14 protein-coding genes are annotated in these 19347 nt (G+C 51.6%); 9 read left to right on the top strand and 5 right to left on the bottom strand.

From position 1 onward, the window contains the following. Positions 1 to 213: 213 nt before the first annotated feature. Together ABD949_RS21925 and bamJ are read right to left on the bottom strand one after the other, a co-directional pair. Complete coding sequence (locus tag ABD949_RS21925) at positions 214 to 2319, bottom strand: carboxy terminal-processing peptidase (protein ID WP_345247058.1); 2106 nt, start codon at positions 2317 to 2319, stop codon at positions 214 to 216. Positions 2320 to 2394: 75 nt separating this feature from the next. Further along, positions 2395 to 3198 (bottom strand): BamJ family beta-barrel-assembly machinery protein, encoded by an 804-nt coding sequence (bamJ, locus tag ABD949_RS21920; RefSeq protein ID WP_345247056.1) that lies wholly within the window; start codon positions 3196 to 3198, stop codon positions 2395 to 2397. Between the two features lie 547 nt (positions 3199 to 3745). Here bamJ and atpA point away from each other — a divergent pair. The 6 genes from atpA to ABD949_RS21890 all read left to right on the top strand — a co-directional run bounded on the left by atpA (position 3746) and on the right by ABD949_RS21890 (position 12054). Continuing rightward, positions 3746 to 5323, top strand: a complete 1578-nt coding sequence (atpA, locus tag ABD949_RS21915; RefSeq protein WP_345247054.1) for a F0F1 ATP synthase subunit alpha — start codon at positions 3746 to 3748, stop codon at positions 5321 to 5323. A 90-nt stretch (positions 5324 to 5413) separates the two neighbouring features. Next, on the top strand, positions 5414 to 6301 hold the full coding sequence (atpG, locus tag ABD949_RS21910; RefSeq protein WP_345247052.1) for an ATP synthase F1 subunit gamma: 888 nt from the start codon (positions 5414 to 5416) through the stop codon (positions 6299 to 6301). Positions 6302 to 6491: 190 nt separating this feature from the next. Beyond that, on the top strand, positions 6492 to 7235 hold the full coding sequence (locus ABD949_RS21905; RefSeq protein WP_345247050.1) for a LolA-like protein: 744 nt from the start codon (positions 6492 to 6494) through the stop codon (positions 7233 to 7235). Positions 7236 to 7310: 75 nt separating this feature from the next. Beyond that, positions 7311 to 10397: a VPS10 domain-containing protein gene (locus ABD949_RS21900; protein ID WP_345247048.1), complete on the top strand. Its 3087-nt coding sequence runs from the start codon at positions 7311 to 7313 to the stop codon at positions 10395 to 10397. A gap of 155 nt (positions 10398 to 10552) precedes the next feature. Then, complete coding sequence (locus ABD949_RS21895) at positions 10553 to 11098, top strand: YceI family protein (RefSeq protein ID WP_345247046.1); 546 nt, start codon at positions 10553 to 10555, stop codon at positions 11096 to 11098. Positions 11099 to 11760: 662 nt separating this feature from the next. Further along, positions 11761 to 12054 (top strand): hypothetical protein, encoded by a 294-nt coding sequence (locus ABD949_RS21890; RefSeq protein ID WP_345247044.1) that lies wholly within the window; start codon positions 11761 to 11763, stop codon positions 12052 to 12054. Positions 12055 to 12205: 151 nt separating this feature from the next. Here ABD949_RS21890 and ABD949_RS21885 read toward each other — a convergent pair whose 3' ends face one another. Further along, a complete protein-coding gene (locus tag ABD949_RS21885) occupies positions 12206 to 12412 on the bottom strand; it encodes a hypothetical protein (protein ID WP_345247042.1) in 207 nt (68 codons plus the stop codon). Positions 12413 to 12867: 455 nt separating this feature from the next. Here ABD949_RS21885 and ABD949_RS21880 point away from each other — a divergent pair, with 455 nt between their 5' ends. Together ABD949_RS21880 and ABD949_RS21875 are read left to right on the top strand one after the other, a co-directional pair. After that, a complete protein-coding gene (locus ABD949_RS21880) occupies positions 12868 to 13455 on the top strand; it encodes an RNA polymerase sigma factor (protein WP_345247040.1) in 588 nt (195 codons plus the stop codon). 16 nt (positions 13456 to 13471) lie between these two features. After that, a complete protein-coding gene (locus tag ABD949_RS21875) occupies positions 13472 to 14629 on the top strand; it encodes an alpha/beta hydrolase (RefSeq protein ID WP_345247038.1) in 1158 nt (385 codons plus the stop codon). A gap of 34 nt (positions 14630 to 14663) precedes the next feature. On the opposite strand, the gene ABD949_RS21870 is transcribed toward ABD949_RS21875, so the two are convergent. Then, a complete protein-coding gene (locus tag ABD949_RS21870) occupies positions 14664 to 18116 on the bottom strand; it encodes a class I SAM-dependent DNA methyltransferase (RefSeq protein WP_345247036.1) in 3453 nt (1150 codons plus the stop codon). Positions 18117 to 18395: 279 nt separating this feature from the next. Between ABD949_RS21870 and ABD949_RS21865 the strand changes: the two genes are divergently transcribed. After that, positions 18396 to 18659 (top strand): hypothetical protein, encoded by a 264-nt coding sequence (locus ABD949_RS21865; RefSeq protein WP_345247034.1) that lies wholly within the window; start codon positions 18396 to 18398, stop codon positions 18657 to 18659. A 225-nt stretch (positions 18660 to 18884) separates the two neighbouring features. Here ABD949_RS21865 and ABD949_RS21860 read toward each other — a convergent pair whose 3' ends face one another. Continuing rightward, positions 18885 to 19337 carry a LytTR family DNA-binding domain-containing protein gene (locus ABD949_RS21860; protein WP_345247032.1) on the bottom strand — a complete coding sequence of 151 codons (453 nt, stop codon included), beginning with the start codon at positions 19335 to 19337 and terminating at the stop codon, positions 18885 to 18887. Positions 19338 to 19347: the final 10 nt, after the last annotated feature.

Raw genomic sequence — 19347 nt, 5'->3', positions numbered from 1 at the left:
GTTGCCTCGCTGTGTCAATCGCTTGTCTTTTAATCCGGTTAGATGTCTGGTCTGCACTTTTTAGTATCAAAGATACCAAAATGACTACTTGTGTCCAGACGGTAGACTGTGAAGCGGGGGTGTATTTGTAGACCGGACCGGGTCGCCGGTGCGATTGTACTCCGGTTAATCGTCGGCCAACCAAAACCGGAATTTTATTCCGGTCTACAGGCATTACTGATTTCTACTCTGGAACGCGATCAGGTCGATCAGGATGCGGCCGGTTTCGTTCAGATACAGGTCTTTTTTCTTCTTGGGCGCAGCTGTGGTTGTAGATGGCGTCGTGGTCGAATCACTTTCTGCTTCATCATCGCCTGTCTGCGTTACCTTATTCATGGCGGCCCGTTTCTTCTCAGCTTCTTCGCGCTCTTTCCGGCGCTTGGTCTCCTGTAGGGATACCATCGTATTTTGTTTGGCTTTCTTGAACTCAGCCAGTTCCTGCGATAGTTGCTTCAGCTCCGGGTCTGACTTCAGACGCTGCTCATACTTGTCGCGCAGACGGTTGACCGTTTTTTCGTCGAGGCCACGGCTGGCTTCGTACCGGGTAGAGGCAATCTGATCCCACGGCAGGGCGCTCGGTTGTGAGCTTTCGCCGTATTCTTCAGCGGTTAGGGCAGACGGCAGTTCGATGTCCGGTACAACACCTTTATGCTGGGTACTGCTGCCGTTGATGCGGTAGAACTTCTGCACGGTCATCTTTACCTGACCTACTTTCTCCGGCTCGCGGGGTAACCACTGGCTCAGGTCGAGCAGTTGCTGCACGGTTCCTTTCCCGAATGTTTGCTCGCCCACGATAACACCGCGCTTATAATCCTGAATAGCGGCCGCAAAAATCTCGGAGGCCGAGGCACTGAATCGGTTTACCAGCACCGCCAGCGGACCGTCGTACGATACCGACGGATCAGGATCGTTGTAGACCTCAGTCTCGCCGGTCGACTCGCGCACCTGCACCACAGGGCCTTTCGGAATAAACAGGCCGGTCAGGTTGATAGCCTCTACCAGCGAGCCCCCCCCGTTGTAACGCAGGTCAATCACAATACCGTCTACCTTCTGGGCTTTCAGCTCGTCGATCAGCTTCTTTACGTCAGACGTGGTGCTGGCCATGTCTGCGTCACGCCGACGGGCCGCTTCGAAGTCGCGGTAGAAGATAGGTATGTTTACCACGCCGATCTTAAACGTGCGGTTGTTTTCCGAGACCTCGATGACCTCTTTCTTAGCCCGCTGCTCTTCGAGTTTTACTTTCTCGCGGACCAGCCGGATCTCTTTTGCCGGAGCACCGGCCAGCGCCGTAGCGGGCTGAATCTGCAGGCGGACAACCGTGCCCTTGGGGCCTTTGATGAGCTTCACGGCATCATCAACCTGATAGCCGACGATGCTCACGATCTGACCATTGTCACCCTGCGCGACACCGACAATCCGGTCTTCCTTATTCAGCAGTTTGCTCTTAAACGCCGGGCCACCGGGTAATACCTCCACGATCTTGATGTATTCGCCATCTTCGCGCAGCATGGCACCAATACCTTCCAGTGACTGGCTCATCTCCTGATTGAAGCGGTCGGCGGAACGGGGCGACAGGTAGTTGGTGTGCGGGTCAAGCGCTTCGGTAAACGAGTTCAGATAGATCTGGAACACATCTTCGCTGCGGAATCTGCCCAGCGCCCGCTCCTGATTTTTGTAACGCTCGCGCAGCATAGCATACACCGCACTATCTTTCTTGCCACTCAGCTTTAACTCCAGTGCCTGATTCTTCAGCAGCTTCCGCCAGATTTCATTCTGCTCCTCCACTGACTTCGGCCAGGTAGCTTTCTGCCGGTCCGTATTGAAAGTTTCGTCTACTGAAAAGTTAAAGGGCTTCTGTAACGTCTCCTGGACGTACTCAAGGCGCTCCTGGAAGCGCTTCCGGTAAATGTTGAACAGGTCGTATGCCGGTGTTAAGTCACCGTTGACCAGAGCCTCGTCAATCTGGGTACGGTACTTCTCCAGCGAACTCACATCGGAGGCCAGCAGGTATGATTTGTTGTTGTCGATCTCCTTCAGGTAGTTATCCCAGACAACCGACGAAAGGGAATCATTCAACCGCACCTTCCGGTAATGATACGTGGTCAGGAGTTTCGACACCACCTGAGATACTTTCTCCTGCGATACCGTCGGTTTCAGGTCTTCGCCCCCCGACGATAACTGAACGCCCGCGTTACTGCCTTTTGGGGCACGCGCCGTTTGCGAGTCCGGCTGAAAGCTCAGCATCAGCACGGGTACAAGGGTTACCAGATATTTCTTCATACTACCTGTTAGGTTATTTAGTCCCGTACCCTCTGTACGGTTGCTGCGGAGCGGCTTTGGGCCGGCCAGCAGACTTTATTTTACGATCTCCAATAACTCGATATCAAAAATCAGCGTCTCGTTCGGACCAATCTCGCCCCCGGCACCGCGATCGCCATAAGCGAGGTTACCCGGAATATACAGCGTCCATTTCGAGCCAACCGGCATCAGCTGCAGCGCTTCAACCCACCCCTGAATAACACCCGTTACCGGAATCTCAATGGGCTGTCCCCGCTCTACCGAACTGTCAAAAACTTTACCATTAAGCAGCCGGCCGGTATAGTGGGCTTTTACCTTATCGGTGGTCGTTGGCTTGGGACCGGTACCTTCCTTCACGATCTGGTACTGCAGGCCACTAGCGGTAGTAACCACACCCGGTTTCGTCTTATTCTCTGCTAAGAACGCATCACCCACCTTTTTGTTAGCGTCACCGGCTTTTTTACTTTCTTCCATCTTGGCTGCGTACTGTTTCTGCATATAAGCCATCAGTACCTGCTGCGATAATTCTTCACTCATGGCCATTTTCTGGCCTTTCAAAGCATCCTGTAAGCCACGGGCCAGTACCTCGGTATTTAAATCGCTAATACCCTGCTGCTTGATATTTTGCGCAATACTGACGCCGATACTATAACTTAACGAGTCACGGCTGGTGGCAATTCGGGAAGAGGCTGTGGCCGGAGTAGCTTTCTGGCCGGTGGCCGGCGCTCCGGGGGTTGCCGGTCTGGCAGCCGGAGCACCGGCCGGTTTCCTGGCCTGCGCCAGCGTTTGGTTCAAAAAAGCACTGCCCGACACAAAAGCAGCCGACAAAAGGCCGGCCTTAACCCACTGATTCAAAGTCATGCGAAAGAAATTCAGATTATAATTAGAGTGATTTACTGACAAAACGTAAAATAGAGTATAAAAAGTTTGGTAATCGCCTGAGCGGACGAAATAAATAGCCGTTGGCTCAGGATTAGCCCGGCCCGGCGCTACTGGCAGGTTTCCGGGCTTTGCATCAGGTAAAGTAACAAATCTTAGTAGCAAAGTCCAAACCCCAAAAACAGAATTGTGGCTAATGAAGGCATATCAGTTTGAGCGGTCAAATCTAACCCATCAACGGCATAACCGGGGCCTGGACAATAAGGACGCAAAGTCCAAGAAATCGGATACTACTGGCCGGCGGGGCGGGGGCTAAGGCTGGGAAAGGCCGTCGCCTTTTTTGTTGACAGTCACTTAGGAATGGCTCCAAACAGCTGCTGGCAGGGCTCTTGTATGAACCAACCTGATTTATTAGAAAAATCTAACTTTTCGGCTTTGTTTTTCAGACTTCAATCGGTTTTATAAGATTTTAGCGCTATCTTTGCGGCCGAAATTAGAACAATCTTAAAACAAAGATCCATCAACTTATATGGTATCCGTAAGACCCGACGAGGTATCAGCCATTCTCCGCGAGCAGTTGTCCAACGCTCGTACCGAAGCCGAACTGGAAGAAGTCGGTACGGTACTGCAAATTGGCGACGGTGTGGCGCGTATCTATGGCTTGTCGAAGGTGCAGGCCGGTGAGCTGCTCACGTTCGAAAACGGTTTGCAGGCATTAGCGCTGAACCTGGAAGAAGATAACGTCGGCGCCGTATTGCTGGGCGACTACAGTGAAATCAAAGAGGGTGCCACGGTAAAACGTTCCAACCGGATTGCTTTTATCCGCGTAGGCGAAGGTATCCTGGGCCGTGTGGTCAATACACTGGGTGATCCGATTGACGGTCTGGGACCGATTCAGGGCGAAACCTTTGAGATGCCACTGGAGCGCAAAGCACCGGGGGTTATCTATCGTCAGCCGGTAACGGAGCCGCTTCAGACGGGTATTAAGGCGATCGACGCCATGATCCCCATCGGCCGGGGCCAGCGTGAGCTAATCATCGGTGACCGTCAGACGGGTAAAACCGCCGTGGCCATTGATACCATTATCAACCAGCGGGAATTTTACGAAAAAGGCGAACCGGTTTACTGTATCTACGTAGCCTGCGGTCAGAAAGCCTCTACCATCAAGCAGGTAGAAGCCACGCTGCGCCGGGCGGGTGCCATGGCGTATACGGTAATCGTAGCGGCTGGTGCGTCTGACCCGTCGCCGATGCAGTTCTTTGCGCCGTTTACGGGTGCCGCCATCGGTGAATATTTCCGCGATACAGGCCGTCCGGCCCTGGTGGTCTACGATGACCTCTCGAAGCAGGCCGTTGCCTACCGCGAAGTATCGCTGCTGCTGCGTCGTCCTCCCGGACGCGAAGCCTACCCTGGCGACGTATTCTACCTGCACAGCCGCCTGCTGGAGCGGGCCGCCAAGATTGTAAACAACGACGCCATTGCCGCCCAGATGAACGACCTGCCGCCCTCACTGCAGGGTAAAGTGAAGGGTGGTGGTTCGCTGACGGCCCTGCCACTCATCGAAACCCAGGCTGGTGACGTTTCTGCCTATATTCCGACCAACGTAATCTCGATTACCGACGGTCAGATCTTCCTCGAAACCAACCTCTTCAACTCCGGAATCCGGCCGGCCATCAACGTAGGTATCTCGGTATCGCGCGTGGGTGGTAACGCCCAGATCAAGTCGATGAAGAAGGTGGCCGGTACGCTGAAGCTGGATCAGGCGCAGTTCCGCGAACTCGAAGCCTTTGCCAAATTCGGCTCTGACCTCGATGCCTCGACTAAGCTGACCATCGAGCGGGGTCGCCGGAACCAGGAAATCCTGAAGCAGCCTCAATACTCGCCGGTACCGGTTGAGCGGCAGGTAGCTATCATCTACGCATCGACCACCGGTCTGCTGGACCGCGTGCCGGTGAACAAAGTGAGGGCGTTTGAAGAAGAGTTTGCCATGATCATGGATTCGCAGCACCGCAGCGCCCTTGATTCACTCCGCGCCGGTAAACTCGACGACGAGACAACGGCTACGATCAAGAAAGTAGTTTCTGATCTCGCTTCACGTTACGCATAACTAGTTCTCAGTGCGCAGCAGGCAGCAGGCAGTACGCAATAAATGCACACTCCTGCTGCCTGCTGCACACTGCCTACTGCACACTAAACTATGGCAAGTTTAAAAGAAGTACGCAGCCGGATTGCATCCGTAAATTCGACCCAGCAGATTACCAAAGCCATGAAAATGGTGGCTGCGGCCAAGCTGCGCCGGGCTCAGGATGCCATTCTGCAGATGCGGCCTTATGCCCAGAAACTGGGCGAAATGTTAGGTACGGTATCGGCCGGTGCTGAGATGGCCGGTGATAGCCCCTACAAGCGGGTACGGGCGGTAGAGCGCGTACTCCTGATCGTGGTAACGTCGGATCGGGGATTGTGCGGAGCGTTCAACACCAACGTGGTTAAAGCTGCTTTAGCGGTAATAAACCAACGTTACGCTGATCAGGCCCGCCGGGGTAATGTCGAAATTCTGGCCATTGGTAAAAAAGGTGGCGAAGCATTTGCCCGCCGGGGTTTTAAAGTCAACACCACTTACGTCGATACGTTTACCTCACTGAGCTTTGCGCGGGTTCGGGCTGCGGCAGAAGATGCCATGCAGCGCTTCGCCAGCGGTCAGTACGATGTGGTAGAAATCGTTTACAACGAATTCAAGAACGTGGCGACGCAGATTATCCGGGTGGAGCAGATGCTGCCCATCGTCTCGACGCCGTCGAACACCACCTCTACAAAGGCTGCGAATGTAAATTACATCTTTGAGCCATCGGAAGAGGAAATCATAACCGAACTGATCCCGAAGACACTGAAGATTCAGTTGTATAAAGCGGTGCTGGAGTCCAATGCTTCTGAAAATGGTGCCCGGATGACGGCTATGGACAAGGCGACGGAAAATGCCGGTGAACTGCTGAAGGAGTTACGCCTGGTGTACAACCGGACCCGTCAGGCCGCCATTACCAAAGAAATTCTCGAAATCGTCGGTGGTGCTGAGGCCCTCGCTGGTTAAACCAATCTTATACATACAGGTTCTGAAAACCCACGACTCACTAGTTGTGGGTTTTTTGTTGGCTGGCTCAGCCGGGTGCCGTTTATCAAAGAAATGTAACCGCTGGGCACAAAAGTAGCTACGACTTTCGGATGATTTCAGTAAGTTTGGGTAATTGTGTGAAAATAAACAGCTTCAACTAACTCAAACCATGAAGAAAGTAAGTGTACTGGCAGTTCTGTTTTTCGTAGCCCTTATTGCTCAGGCGCAGACCGTCGATGAGATCCTGAGCAAGTATTATGAAGCCACCGGTGGCAAAGACAAGTGGCTGGCGCTTCAGAGCATTCGCATGACGGGCAAAGGCAAAGTACAGGGTATGGATATTCCGGTATTCATGACCCAGAAAGCGCCTAACAAACAGATCCTGAAACTGAATGTGCAGGGTAAGGAATTTGTGCAGATGGCGTTTGATGGAACCACCGGCTGGTCAACCAACTTCATGAGCCAGAAGCCGGAGAAAATGGCGGCTGAGGATAGCGAAAATCTGAAGCAGGAAACGCAGCTTCAGGATTCCTTTATTAATTATAAAGAAAAAGGGTATAAAGCTGAACTGGAGGGTAAGGAGACCATTGAAGGGACAGAATGCCATAAAATCAAACTTACCAAAAAACCCGTGATGGTGGATGGGAAGGCCGAAGAAAACGTTAGTTATTACTTTTTCAGCGTAGCCGATAATGTGCCCATTATGGTGCGGTCTTACGTGAAGAAAGGACAGGCCAAAGGGACCGCGATTGATACCTTCATGAGCGATTATCAGGAGGTGAATGGGCTGTTTATGCCCTACTCCATTACCCAGAAAGTGAATGGGCAGACGGCTTTCTCCATGACGGCCGATAAAATTGAAACTAATATTGCGGTTGACGATAAAGAGTTTGCTTTCCCCAACGAGGGTTAATCAGCAGGTATTTATGCACAGGCCGGCCTATAAAGTCGGCCTGTGCTGTTTTGTTTCCATCTTTTCACTACCCTTATGAAAAAGTCTCTTTATATCACGGCACTGTGTGTTGTAACACTACAGGGATATGGCCAGGACGCCGTTTCCCTGAAAGGCGACGAACTCTTTGGTGCATTGCGGGCGCGGCATATTGGCCCGGCCGTTATGAGCGGCCGCATTGCTGACCTGGAAGGCCACCCGACCGACTCCCGCATCATGTACGTCGGCTCGGCCGGCGGTGGCGTCTGGAGATCGACCGACGGCGGAGTGACTTATAAGCCTCTATTCGATAAACACGTCCAATCCATTGGGGCCGTAGCGGTTGACCCGAAAAGTCCGGATCAGGTGATCTGGGTCGGTACCGGCGAATGCTGGACCCGCAACAGCGTTTCCATTGGCGACGGTATCTATAAATCCACCGATGGCGGGCAGAGTTGGGCCAATCTGGGCCTAGCCAAATCGGAGCGGATCAGCGCCATTAAGATCGATCCGGCAAACCCGAATACCGTCTACGTCGGCGTGCTGGGCGCGTTATGGGCCCCTAATGCCGAGCGTGGGGTCTACAAAACGACCGATGGCGGCAAAAGCTGGGAGAAAGTGCTGTTCGTGGATGAGAACACCGGCTGCGCCGACCTGGCGATGGACCCGAAAAACCCGAACGTACTGTATGCCTCGTTCTGGGAGGCCCGCCGAACCGGCTGGTCATTCAACTCCGGTGGCCTGAAAAGTGCCCTGTACAAATCGACCGACGGCGGCAAGTCCTGGAACAAGATCCATAACGGCTTCCCGGCGGGGAAACTGGGACGGATTGCCGTGGCCATTGCGCCTTCCAGTCCGAACATTCTCTACACCGTTATCGAGTCTGAAAAGGCCGAGACCAACGGCCTGTACCGCTCCGACGATGCCGGCGCATCCTGGAAACGCACTAACGGTGATTTTGAACTGACGGTACGCCCGTTCTACTTCTCCCGCATTGTGGTTGATCCCCGTAACCCGGATATCCTGTGCAAGGCCGGGCTGAGCGGTTCCATCAGCCGCGATGGGGGCAAGACCTTTACCAGCCTGGGCGCTATGCACTCCGACATCCACGATATCTGGTTCGACATCGTCAATCCGAACATGCTGTACGTGGCCACCGACGGTGGGTTGTACCGGTCGTATAACGGGGGGAGTGTGCTGGAAATGGTCAAAGGGTTGCCGCTGTCGCAGTTCTATCACGTCAGCCTCGATAACGCGAAGCCGTATAAGATCTACGGCGGTTTGCAGGATAATGGCTCATGGTATGGCCCTTCTGACAGCCCCGGCGGTATCGAAAACCGCGACTGGTTCAACGTAGGGCAGGGGGATGGCTTCCGGGTATTCCGGCATCCGACCAAAGCCAATATCGTGTACTCCGAAATTCAGGGGGCCGAGTACATCTGGCGGTACGATACTGAGCGCCGGCAGGTGAAAATCATTAAGCCCTACGCCGAAGCCAACGATCCCAAACTGCGCTTCAACTGGAATGCTGCCCTGACCACCAGTCTGCATAAGCCCGACCGGCTCTATGTGGGCAGCCAATTCCTGCACCGTTCCGACGATATGGGTGAGACGTGGGTGAAGGTATCGCCCGACCTGACGACCAACAACCCGGCCAAGCAGCAGCAGGAGGAATCGGGCGGGCTGAGTGCCGACAACTCTGGGGCCGAAAACCACTGCACCATCTTTGCCATCTCGGAGTCGCCGATGGACGAAAACCTGATCTGGGCAGGGACGGATGATGGCAACCTGCAGGTAACCACCGACGGTGGCAAGACCTGGACCAATGTGGTGGCCAATGTGCCGGGCTTACCTAAAAACACCTGGGCATATCATCTGGAGCCCAGCCGCTTCGATAAAAATACCTGCTATGCCGTGTTCGACGGCCATACCCTGGGCGATATGGCTACCCACGTGTATAAAACCACCGACCTCGGCAAAACCTGGACATCCATCGCCACTGGCGACATCAAAGGGTTTGCCCGGCATATTAAAGAAGATCTGGTCAGCCCGAACCTGCTTTTTCTGGGGACCGAGTTTGGCTTGTTTGTTACCGTGGACGGCGGACAGAACTGGTCACCATTTACTAATAACATGCCGGCGGTAGCGGTACACTATATGGCTATTCATCCCGACGAGCATGATCTGGTGCTGGCTACCCACGGACGCGGAATCATTATCATTGACGACATCAGCCCGTTACGGCAGATTAGTAAAGAGGTACTGGCAAAGGATGTTCACTTCTTCGCCATTGCCCCGACGGTGATGCGCGATGATGCCGGTTTTGCCGAGGGGGGAGATGCCAGTGAATATGTAGGCCAAAATCCGAGCCAAACCGCCAAAGTGGTGTACTATCTCAAGAACCGCCATACGTTCGGCAAAATGTCGCTGGAGATTTTCGATAAGTCCGGACAGAAGGTTGCCGATCTGGCAGCGGGCAAAGCAAAGGGCATTAACATTGTCGACTGGAATTATCGTCTGAAGCGGCCGAAGGTGGCTCAGGGAAAGACACTGACCTTCGGTGCCTTTACAACTCCTCGCCTGCCGGAAGGCGATTACAAAATTGTTTTGACCAAAGGCACCAATACCTACGAGTCGAAGATTTCCCTGAAAGCCGATCCGAACACTATTCACTCGGCCGGCGACCGCATTGCCCAGTACGAATCGACCATGAAGCTCTACAACATGACCGAGCAGCTGGGTTACCTGGTCGACCAGATTGACGCTATGCGCCAGGGGGCCGACGAACGGCTTAAACAGGACGTTAAACTTAAGAAAGTGGCCGATCCCCTGCTGAAAGACTTGGCTGCGCTGAAAGAAAAGCTCGTAATCACAAAAGGCGATAACTACGTAGGAGCGGCCGAACCACAGCTGCGCGAGAAAATAGCCAGCCTGTACAGCCAGGTGGCCGGTTACTATGGACGGCCCTCCAACGCCCAACTGGCTAATATGGTCGTTCTGGAAACGGAATTAAAAGCTGCTCAGTCGCAGCTGGACACCCTGAAGACTACCCGCTACAAAGCTTTTACCGATCAGTTGACAAAAAACAACCTGCCGGAAATCTCCGTCCGCAGTTTCGATGATTACAAAAAATCAGATGGCTAGCCCTACTGGCAGCTAACGTTTTGAGATAGACACCAAAAAGCGCCGGCACCCCGGCGCTTTTTTTATTAAAAAAATGCAGCAGCCGGAAACCTTTTCAGGAATTTACGTGTATATACATCAAATGTCATTACAATTTAAACCAATCCCATTAACTCATGGAAACTGTAGCAACTAAAACCATCTGGACCATTGACCCCACCCACTCTGAGGTTCAGTTTAAAGTACGTCACCTGATGGTGTCTACTGTAACGGGTCAGTTTAACAAATTTGACGGTCGCCTGGAAACGGAAGGTGACGATTTTACCAACGCCAACGTTTACTTTACCGCCGACATCGACAGCATTACTACGAATAACGAACAGCGCGACGGGCACCTGAAGTCGGCCGATTTCTTCCATGCCGAAGAGCATCCGCAGATGGTATTTGAGTCTACCTCGATGACCAAAGTAGGGCAGGAGCGTTACGAACTGGCCGGCACCATGACCATCCGGGGTATCAACAAGCCTATCGTCCTGAACGTGGACTACGGCGGGCAGATGGAAGACTTCTACGGCAACCATAAAGCCGGTTTTGAAATTACCGGTACCATCAAGCGCAAGGAGTTTGGCCTGATGTGGGATGCCGTGACCGAAGCCGGTGGCGTCGTGGTCAGCGACGAGGTAAAGCTGGCCCTGAGCATCCAGATTACGAAGCAGAAATAATTGTTAAAAATTGTTAATGAAGCCCCGGTCCGAAAAGGCCGGAGCTTTTTGTTTGTATGCGCCATTGATAATGAACGGCTTATAGACAGCCGTATACAGCCGAAAAAACATAACTTTACGAACTTCACGCATGAGATTTTCGTTATATTAGTGCTGTATACTGTAAACGCACTTAAAGGGCTGGTTATCAGCACATAATCAAATATTTGGTGCAACAATGGTGCAACTTTTTGAGGTTGCACTATTTTTTTGTGTTAGACAGGTATGGTCCCGCAGCTAATTAAGGAGAATATCTGTCAATCTGTCTTACGCCCTTCGCTTCTGTAAAAGTTTTATCTCTAACACTTGGAGCATACATTTTTTAGCAGTTGTTCGGCTAGGACTTCAAGCTTTGAAGAGTTCTCAACTCATAGGTTAGGTTACAGATAGCCTGTCAACACGTTGATTGACAGGCTATTTTATTTTTCGTGGTAGCACATCGGTGGCACAATTCACGAAAAGCTCACATTGCCTCCAGAGTCTTCTGAGTAAGACAATAATTTGTTGCCTGCAAATATGTAGGCGGTATCGTCAGTAGGTAACCATTTAATAACTTACCTGAACCAACTGCAAACTGCTTTGTTCCTATCCCTACATGCTTTCCGCTTCCCCACGCCAACGGTATGATAAAAAGAAAGACACTAGTACGTTCTGCGCTCATTAGCCTTTTTGCAATTTCTTTACTGGCAATTTATAAACTTGTTTATCCTCAGCAGCCATGGTTTAAAGAAGTTATCTCCAATCTGGGTTTTGACATAGCTCCTACAGCCGTGAGTTTTTCCGTGCTGGCAGTGATGTGCCTGGTCGGGCTACTGGTATTCCCGGCTGAAGCAGTAAAGCAGGAGAAAACTGTTGAAGAGGTAAAACTACCTGACCCGCAAACCTGGCAGTTGAGCTACTCCAACAGGTATAGGTAACCCATAAGCAGTTTAGTTACTAATAAGCTTGAGCACCACTTGCCGACAGTGGTTACTCCTATCAAAGCCAGTAACGTTGAGTTTGAGTAGGTTTGTTACTGGTGGTTAACAGGAACTAGTCTGTGCAACACCCGATGCATTACATCTTCAGCTATCCTGCGAATCGGGTAGTCCGGTCAGCACTTCCCTCCGCTACGTGAAGGAACTCCGCTAATCCCTCCAGCACCACAGATACGATTCCATGCAGCGATGCCAGTAGCCGTTCATCAAGAAACAACCACACGGTATTTGTACCCACAACTACGCGCATGGCCCCACGCTCGTAAATGGATACAGCTCCATACCTAATAGGCGACACATAAAGCGGTGTTTCAAGATCTGATTAAGATTGACAGACCCAAGATTCTTATTGGTCAGGAAGTGGTGCTGCTGAGTAAGTTTATGGAGTAGTACAGCTATGAATCATGCCGCATAGCTCCCTTCCTCCGTTTGCCGCAGCAGCGACAGCGCCCTAAGCGTACCCAGCAACGCGGTCCTTCAATATGGCTATACTTTTTAAGGGTTTATACTCCATGATCCGGCATACGCTAACAGTTCGGCAATCTGCCTGTCCGGAAGCCGTTATTTGCACGTTTTGCCCGGCAAATACTCTTTCAGCCAAATTAACCAGTAGACGGGCTGCCTCTTGGAAGTTGGGTTAAACGTTGCAGATTCTGACCAGTTAATCAATTTTTACGGCGTTAACTTAAACATTGAGTTGTATTACTTTCTTTACTCTATTCAAAAATACCTGACAAGGGCTACTCCCAGAACATGCAACATCAATACTCAACCACTCATCGGAACAAGTACTGTATTCGGGTACTCCCAACCTATCCCGATTGCGAAAGTACACTTGTAGAGGGGCTGCGGCAAGGGCATAACTGGGCTTTTGTTGCCCTGTATAAGCACTATAGCCCCAGCCTGCTTAGCATCTTACTACGGATGGTCGACGATCCGACGCAGGCCGAAGATCTCCTGCAAGACAGCTTTATTAAAGTTTGGAGAAACATCCATCAATATAACCCCACCCAAGGCCGGCTTTTCACCTGGATTCTCAATATAAGCCGCCACACAGCACTGGATTACATCGCTAAAAAGAATCCGCTCCGGTATGCCAACGACCTGGCCACTTGCCCGGTCCAGTACCTGTCGGTGGTCAGCCCTAATTCCGCATCAGAGGTGAAGCAGATGGTGAATACCCACCTGGCGGAAAAGTACCGCGTCCTGGTTGACCTGATCTACTTTCAAGGCTATAAGCAGCACGAAGTAGCTGAACACTTACGGCTGCCGCTGGGTACGGTCAAAACCCGGCTTCGGCTAGCCATTCAAAACTTACGGCTAGTCCTATCAACACATTAACTCTCTAAATAAATTTATGAAAAAGAATACACGCCCTTCCAGCCTGGCTGGCAAAAAAGCTATAACAAACGTAGTGACTGGCGGGACACTGACGGCCCTGTTGGTGATGCTGTTGCTATCATGTTCTAATAAGAACACAGCCAGTGATGATAGCGATACAACCAGCACCCGCGATGCGTCCGATCTGAAACCTGCCGGACCCGAGCCGGCCTGGGCACCAAGTATGACTGACCCGATGCAGGTTGTCATTGAAAAACTTACCAGCTATGGTACTCCTCCGCTGCCTACACTTTCTGCTGCTCAGGCCCGCCAGGCACCCTCACCGGCCGACGCGGCTATGGCCGTGATGCAGGAGAATAATCTGCCAATGCCGCCTGCTTCTGTCGATACCAGCGGGAAAGATATTTCGGTACAGGGGGGCACCATTCATCTGCGCGTGTACACGCCTAAGACCGGCAAAGCGGCTTATCCGGTTATTGTATATTACCACGGCGGAGGGTGGGTTATTGCGAACCTGGACACCTACAACGCATCGGCACAGGGACTGGCCAATCAGGTCGAAGCGGTGGTGGTGTCGGTGGCATACCGGCAGGCACCCGAACATAAGTTTCCTGTCGCCCATAATGATTCCTATGCAGCTTATGAGTGGGTAGTGAAGAATGCGGCTTCCATTAAAGGGGATCCCAAGCGGATAGCGGTGGTTGGCGAGAGCGCCGGAGGTAATCTGGCAGCGGCCGTGAGTATGATGGCGCGTGACAGAAAACAATCGTTACCCGTTCATGAGGTGCTGGTATACCCCATTGCCGGGTATGACTTCAACACCGAATCGTATCAGAAGTATACTGAGGCCAAGCCGTTGAATACCGGTCTGATGAAGTGGTTCTTTGAGAAGTATCTGAAAAGCCCGGCCGACGGGGCTAGTCCGATGATTTCTCTGGTAAAGGCCGATCTCAAAGGGCTACCTCCCACTACTATTATTGCCGCCGAACTGGATCCGTTGGCTAGTGAGGGCGAAACCCTGTCGAATCAATTCAAACAGGCGGGCGTTCCGGTAACTTACAAACAGTATAAAGGCGTAACCCACGAGTTTTTTGGCATGGCGGCTGTGGTGCCGGAAGCGAAAGACGCACAGGGTCTAGCTTCCGACGAACTTAAAAAGGCGTTTAACAAGTAGTTTGATAAAGCCCCACTTGCTGTAGGGTGGGGCTTTAACCTGCATATGTCCCTTCCGGTGTTTGCCGTAGCAGCGACAGCGCAGTAAGTGTATCGAGCAGCGGCTGTACTTTATCGGCCTTTGTGCGCCGGAACCGTTCTGCAACCTGTTTAGGTGTAAGCGGCTGACCGGCCTGTTGTACAGCGTCACGGATAGCTTGCATCTGTTGAGCCAATTCCTTCGGCCATTCCATTGGGCCGGTTGCCTCAGTAGTTGTTTCCGTAGTAGCTGCTGCCATAGGTAGCTCTAAACCGAGTTGCTGCTGACCAGGCGCTTGATAGGCTGGGCGCAGGTAACGGATATGCCCGGCCTGTTCCTCGCGGGCGCGTTCGTGGTTCAGCCGTACCAGCCGGTTGAGAATTTCGGCTTCCGGTAAATCCGTGGGCCAGCCGTAGGCTTCCGCGACGGCGGCATCTAGTTGCTGATGGAGACTCAGCACAACCGACGCTAGCCCCTGCTGATTGATAGTTTGCTCTTTGGCGTTTAGCGGCTCTTCAGATTTCAGTTTCTCCACTACATTGTATAAATCGGTTAGCGTCAAAGTAGGGTGTTGTGCCTGCTGGCGTTTACGATGTGCGTCTAATTGTTCGGCTAGTCCACGAATACGGACTTGCTGCTCTGGTGTGGCATTGGGAAAAGGGAAGGGATCAAAACATCGGGAATTATTGTAACGCGGAGTATTACCCCCTAAATCTCCACCAGCCGCCAAAGTCCATACTATATGAATTCTGCTAGATAGGACTCCTAAATGATATGCATCATCAAGAGCAATTGAAATGATAGCATCATCAGAAAGAATATCTCCTGCTAAAAATGAAAATACCCTGTGTTTAGCTGTGACAACTGTGGCTATATAACGGTGCAAACCTGTAAGGGCTAATCTAAGCTCGTCTCTAGTTCGACCAAATAGCCACCATCTATCTTTAACCCTTGGCTCATTACTTTGATCTCGTTCAGGCTTAACACGTTCTAGTACATGCTGATATACTACTGGATAATTCTGTAAAACCTCCTGCTCTGTTAGGCCAAATAAATCAATTACGTAAGCACCACGATTGTTTCTTGTAAAATCTTTACCATTCAAATAAGTCTTAATAACGTTCTGGTTTACAGAAGATTTGCTGATGAAAGAATTAACAGCCTCCTTCTCAAGAATAAACCCGGCCCCATAAAGTTGTACTCCCCGGCTACTTAATCCAGCGTTTGACTTTAATGGTTTAGCACTATCAAGATCAAAGCCGATTGTCAAGTCAGAATATATTTTCCCGTATTTTTCAACAAAGGATACATCGGCAGCTTCATCACCATCTGGAATAGTTTCCTCAAGAACTGTCATGAGTTTACCCATAGCACTAGCTGAAAAAGCCTCTCCTACCGTCATAGCAATACGTACTGCGGCCCCTTCCACACTATCAACCCATGGATGGTCAGGAATAGCAAATGTAAGTACAAGCGAAGGGTTGTCGCCTTCAAGAAAAGGCTGCATTACCCGTCGATTATAGGTTTGTTTTATGCTGTTAGTTGTAATAAAGCCAAACCTTTCGCTAGATCCGCTTTGTACTGCACAGGCAGCATTATGCCACCAATACATTACTAGGTCTGCTGAATCAGGCACTTTGCCTTTATACGCTTTTCGTAATGCCTCAGTATAGCCGTCCCCCAAAGCCTCCCGCATATATTTGTTCCCTACAAACGGTGGATTTCCTACTATGAAATCTACTTCCGGCCACTCGGCAGGTTTAGGATTGGGGTAGTCATAAACCGTTACACGGGCGGTTTCATCAGGTATAGGCTGGCCGGTAACGGGATGCATTTTGGTGGTTACGCCATTCCAGCGGGTAACGGGTTGACCGTTGGCATCCAACCGGGGAACGGGTGTGCCGTGTTGCAGCACCGCGTCTTGCTGATGAATGTTCTCGTACTCGTCCAGCAACGGCTCGCGCAGTTCGCTGGCGCCGTGGGTGCGCAGGTGCCATTGCAGGTAACCGATCTTCAGCACCACATCGGCAATGGCGGCAGCGCGGGGGTTTAGCTCCAGTCCCAGCAGTTGGCGCGGGCTTACGGTAGTCCCGCCACCTAGTTCTAGCAGTCCCGTCTGGCCGTAGCTGTTGATGGCGGCTAATACCTCACCCTCCAGGCGCTTGAGGTGTTCCAGCGTTACGTACAGGAAATTACCGGAGCCACAAGCAGGGTCTAATATCTTGATTGAGGTCAGCCGGTTCAGAAAACGTACCAGTTCAGCGCGTGCGTCTTTTGGCTTGTTCTCCTCCAGCAGCCGGGCCGCAGCCGCCTGTGCAGCCGTCCACTCCCTGCGCAGCGGCTCCAGCACCGTAGGCAATACCAGCCGTTCTACATATCGGCGCGGGGTATAGTGTGCGCCTAAACTATGCCGTTCGCGGGGATCAAGCGCCCGTTCCAGCAGCGTACCGAAGATAGCTGGCTCTACAGCTGTCCAATCAGCCTCAGCCGCTTTTAACAACAGCTCTATCTGGTCAGCCGATAGTGGTAAGGCAGTAGCATCATGGAACAGCTTACCGTTAAACCTACGCAAACGGGCTTTCAGCTCAGATGAAAAGCCACCGGTATCCATCTTCTGCCATAGGTTTTGCAGCGCATCTGGCAGAAACTCTCGAAGATCAGGCGCGGCATACTGCCGCAGCATACCGGTAAATGAATCCTTCGGAATCAACCCTACGTCTTCGGAGAACATGGTAAACAGGCAGCGCATCAGAAATTGCGCCACCGTATCAGGCGCATGTCCAGCCCGCTCCAATTGGGTCGATACACCAGCCAGATAGCCAGCCAGTTCGCGGGTCACCCGTGCCGACCGCCGGCTTGGGTCCAGTTCACGCGGTTCCAGAAAAATCTGGCGCAGCATTTCTCTCGTACTCTCCTGCTCCAAAGCTGACAGATACAGCCGGTAGCGCGTCTGGTCAGGGAAAGGGATAAAAGAATCACCGACACCGGCAAAGTTGCTGTAGATGTCAATGCAGTATCCCACATCAACCACCAGCACAAACAGCGGCCGGGGTTCATCAGCCGGGAGCGCACGCACATAGCCGAGAGCCTGCTGGCGGGCGGCTTCCATCATCTGCCCCCATTTGGTTGTACCCCGCACGGCATGTCCTTTCCGGCGTTTTTCCGGAGCCAGACCTAGTTCAGCCCGTTCCACCGCCTTCTGCTGGTCGGGAGTCTCTGTGCCTTGTTTTGTCTCCAGCACAAAACAGCCACGCTTGTAGAGGTCTATACGTCCAGTACTCTTTTTTATGCCATCGTTGAATTCTACGGCTCTTTCCAGCACGTAGGCATCCTGAGCGGGATTGTCGGTAGTGGGGTCAGGGCGGGGTACGCCTAATAAATCGCAAAGGTCTTGTAAAAACAGGCCGTAGTTGGCGCGTTCTGCTCCGCCAGCAGGTTTCCAGCGGGATTCAAATTCGGTAAACGTCACAATAGGTAATGGAATAGCCGTGTGTTAAAAGCGACAATATAGTGACTTGGCTAAACACTGGAAACAGAATTTTCATACTAGAGTTGCTGAAGGCCATCGTCTTTACTAAACTGCCCCCGATCTATAGACTCATACACCTCTTTCTTGCACTTAAAAAGCTCTGCCCACGCTAAAAACTGCTACTTTTGGGATTGGTTTACGTTCCCAGACAGATTTTGTCACAGAATGGTACTTCTGACAGGTGCCTGCTTAATCGGATCACTGACCAAAAACAGGTATATGCTGGAAGTCTATTATATTTTATCGCAGGAGCTAATCGAGCAAAATGGTCTCACCCGAAGTGGTTACTGGGCTACTAGTCTGGAGTTCAACACGGCCGTGGAAGTGAAACTCTCCCATAGTAAACAACCCGAACTGGTTATAGCCGTGCGGAATGAACCTGGCTTACAAGTAGGTGTTTTTATCCAAATAACTAACGGAAGCTGTGCCACCGTAACCTATTGTTCGGCCCGGCTGGCGGCTGATGCGATTTTAGGTTTATGACCGACTTCACTGAGTAGGGCCCCAGCCTGTGTTTTGGAAGCCATCAGGCGGCTTTTGCAGACTTCACATAGGATTGGCCGTCCCGTTAGCTCAGAATATAAAGCACCCTAATTTCAAGTTTGTTCACAAATACCTGTTTTAAGTTGAGTATGGTACTGTATGGTTGTGTTGAAACTCCGGTTACGCTGTGGCCGGTGTTTTCATGATTTCCCGGAGGGTTACCTTCTATTTACTACGCTTTCTTTGTAACGAGAAGTTCATCAGTTTATCACTAGGTTTGGAAAACCCGGTTGCGCTGTAGCCGGGTCTTTTTTTTATTCGCATTGGCTCGCCTATGGTTACCTCCCGCTTAACAACGGACAAGGTCTTTAGCCGGGCAACGATAGGCTTTATACGACGGCGAGATAAGATCAGCTCAATCCCATTAAAAAGGCAAATGGCGGCATGGTTGGGAGAGGGTTGCTCTAACCAGTCGATGTGAAGCGGGTTCACCAGCGCAGACTTATTGATCCGAATGAAGTTACCCAGGTTCCGTTCAAACCATTTCAGCGTCTGCGTAATCAGGCTAGTCTCTCCGCTTAGGAAATGGACTTTGGTATAGTTGCCATAGCCTTCTATCCAGATAATCGTGTCGGTGTCTACATTCCTTTTGTACCCGATCAGATAAATCGTACCCATATACGGTTAA

This window comes from Nibrella saemangeumensis, from assembly GCF_039541915.1.
GTDB classification, from domain to species: Bacteria; Bacteroidota; Bacteroidia; order Cytophagales; family Spirosomataceae; genus Nibrella; species Nibrella saemangeumensis.
Note: the sequence above shows the minus strand (reverse complement) of the source record. Positions and strands in the feature narration are given on the sequence as shown.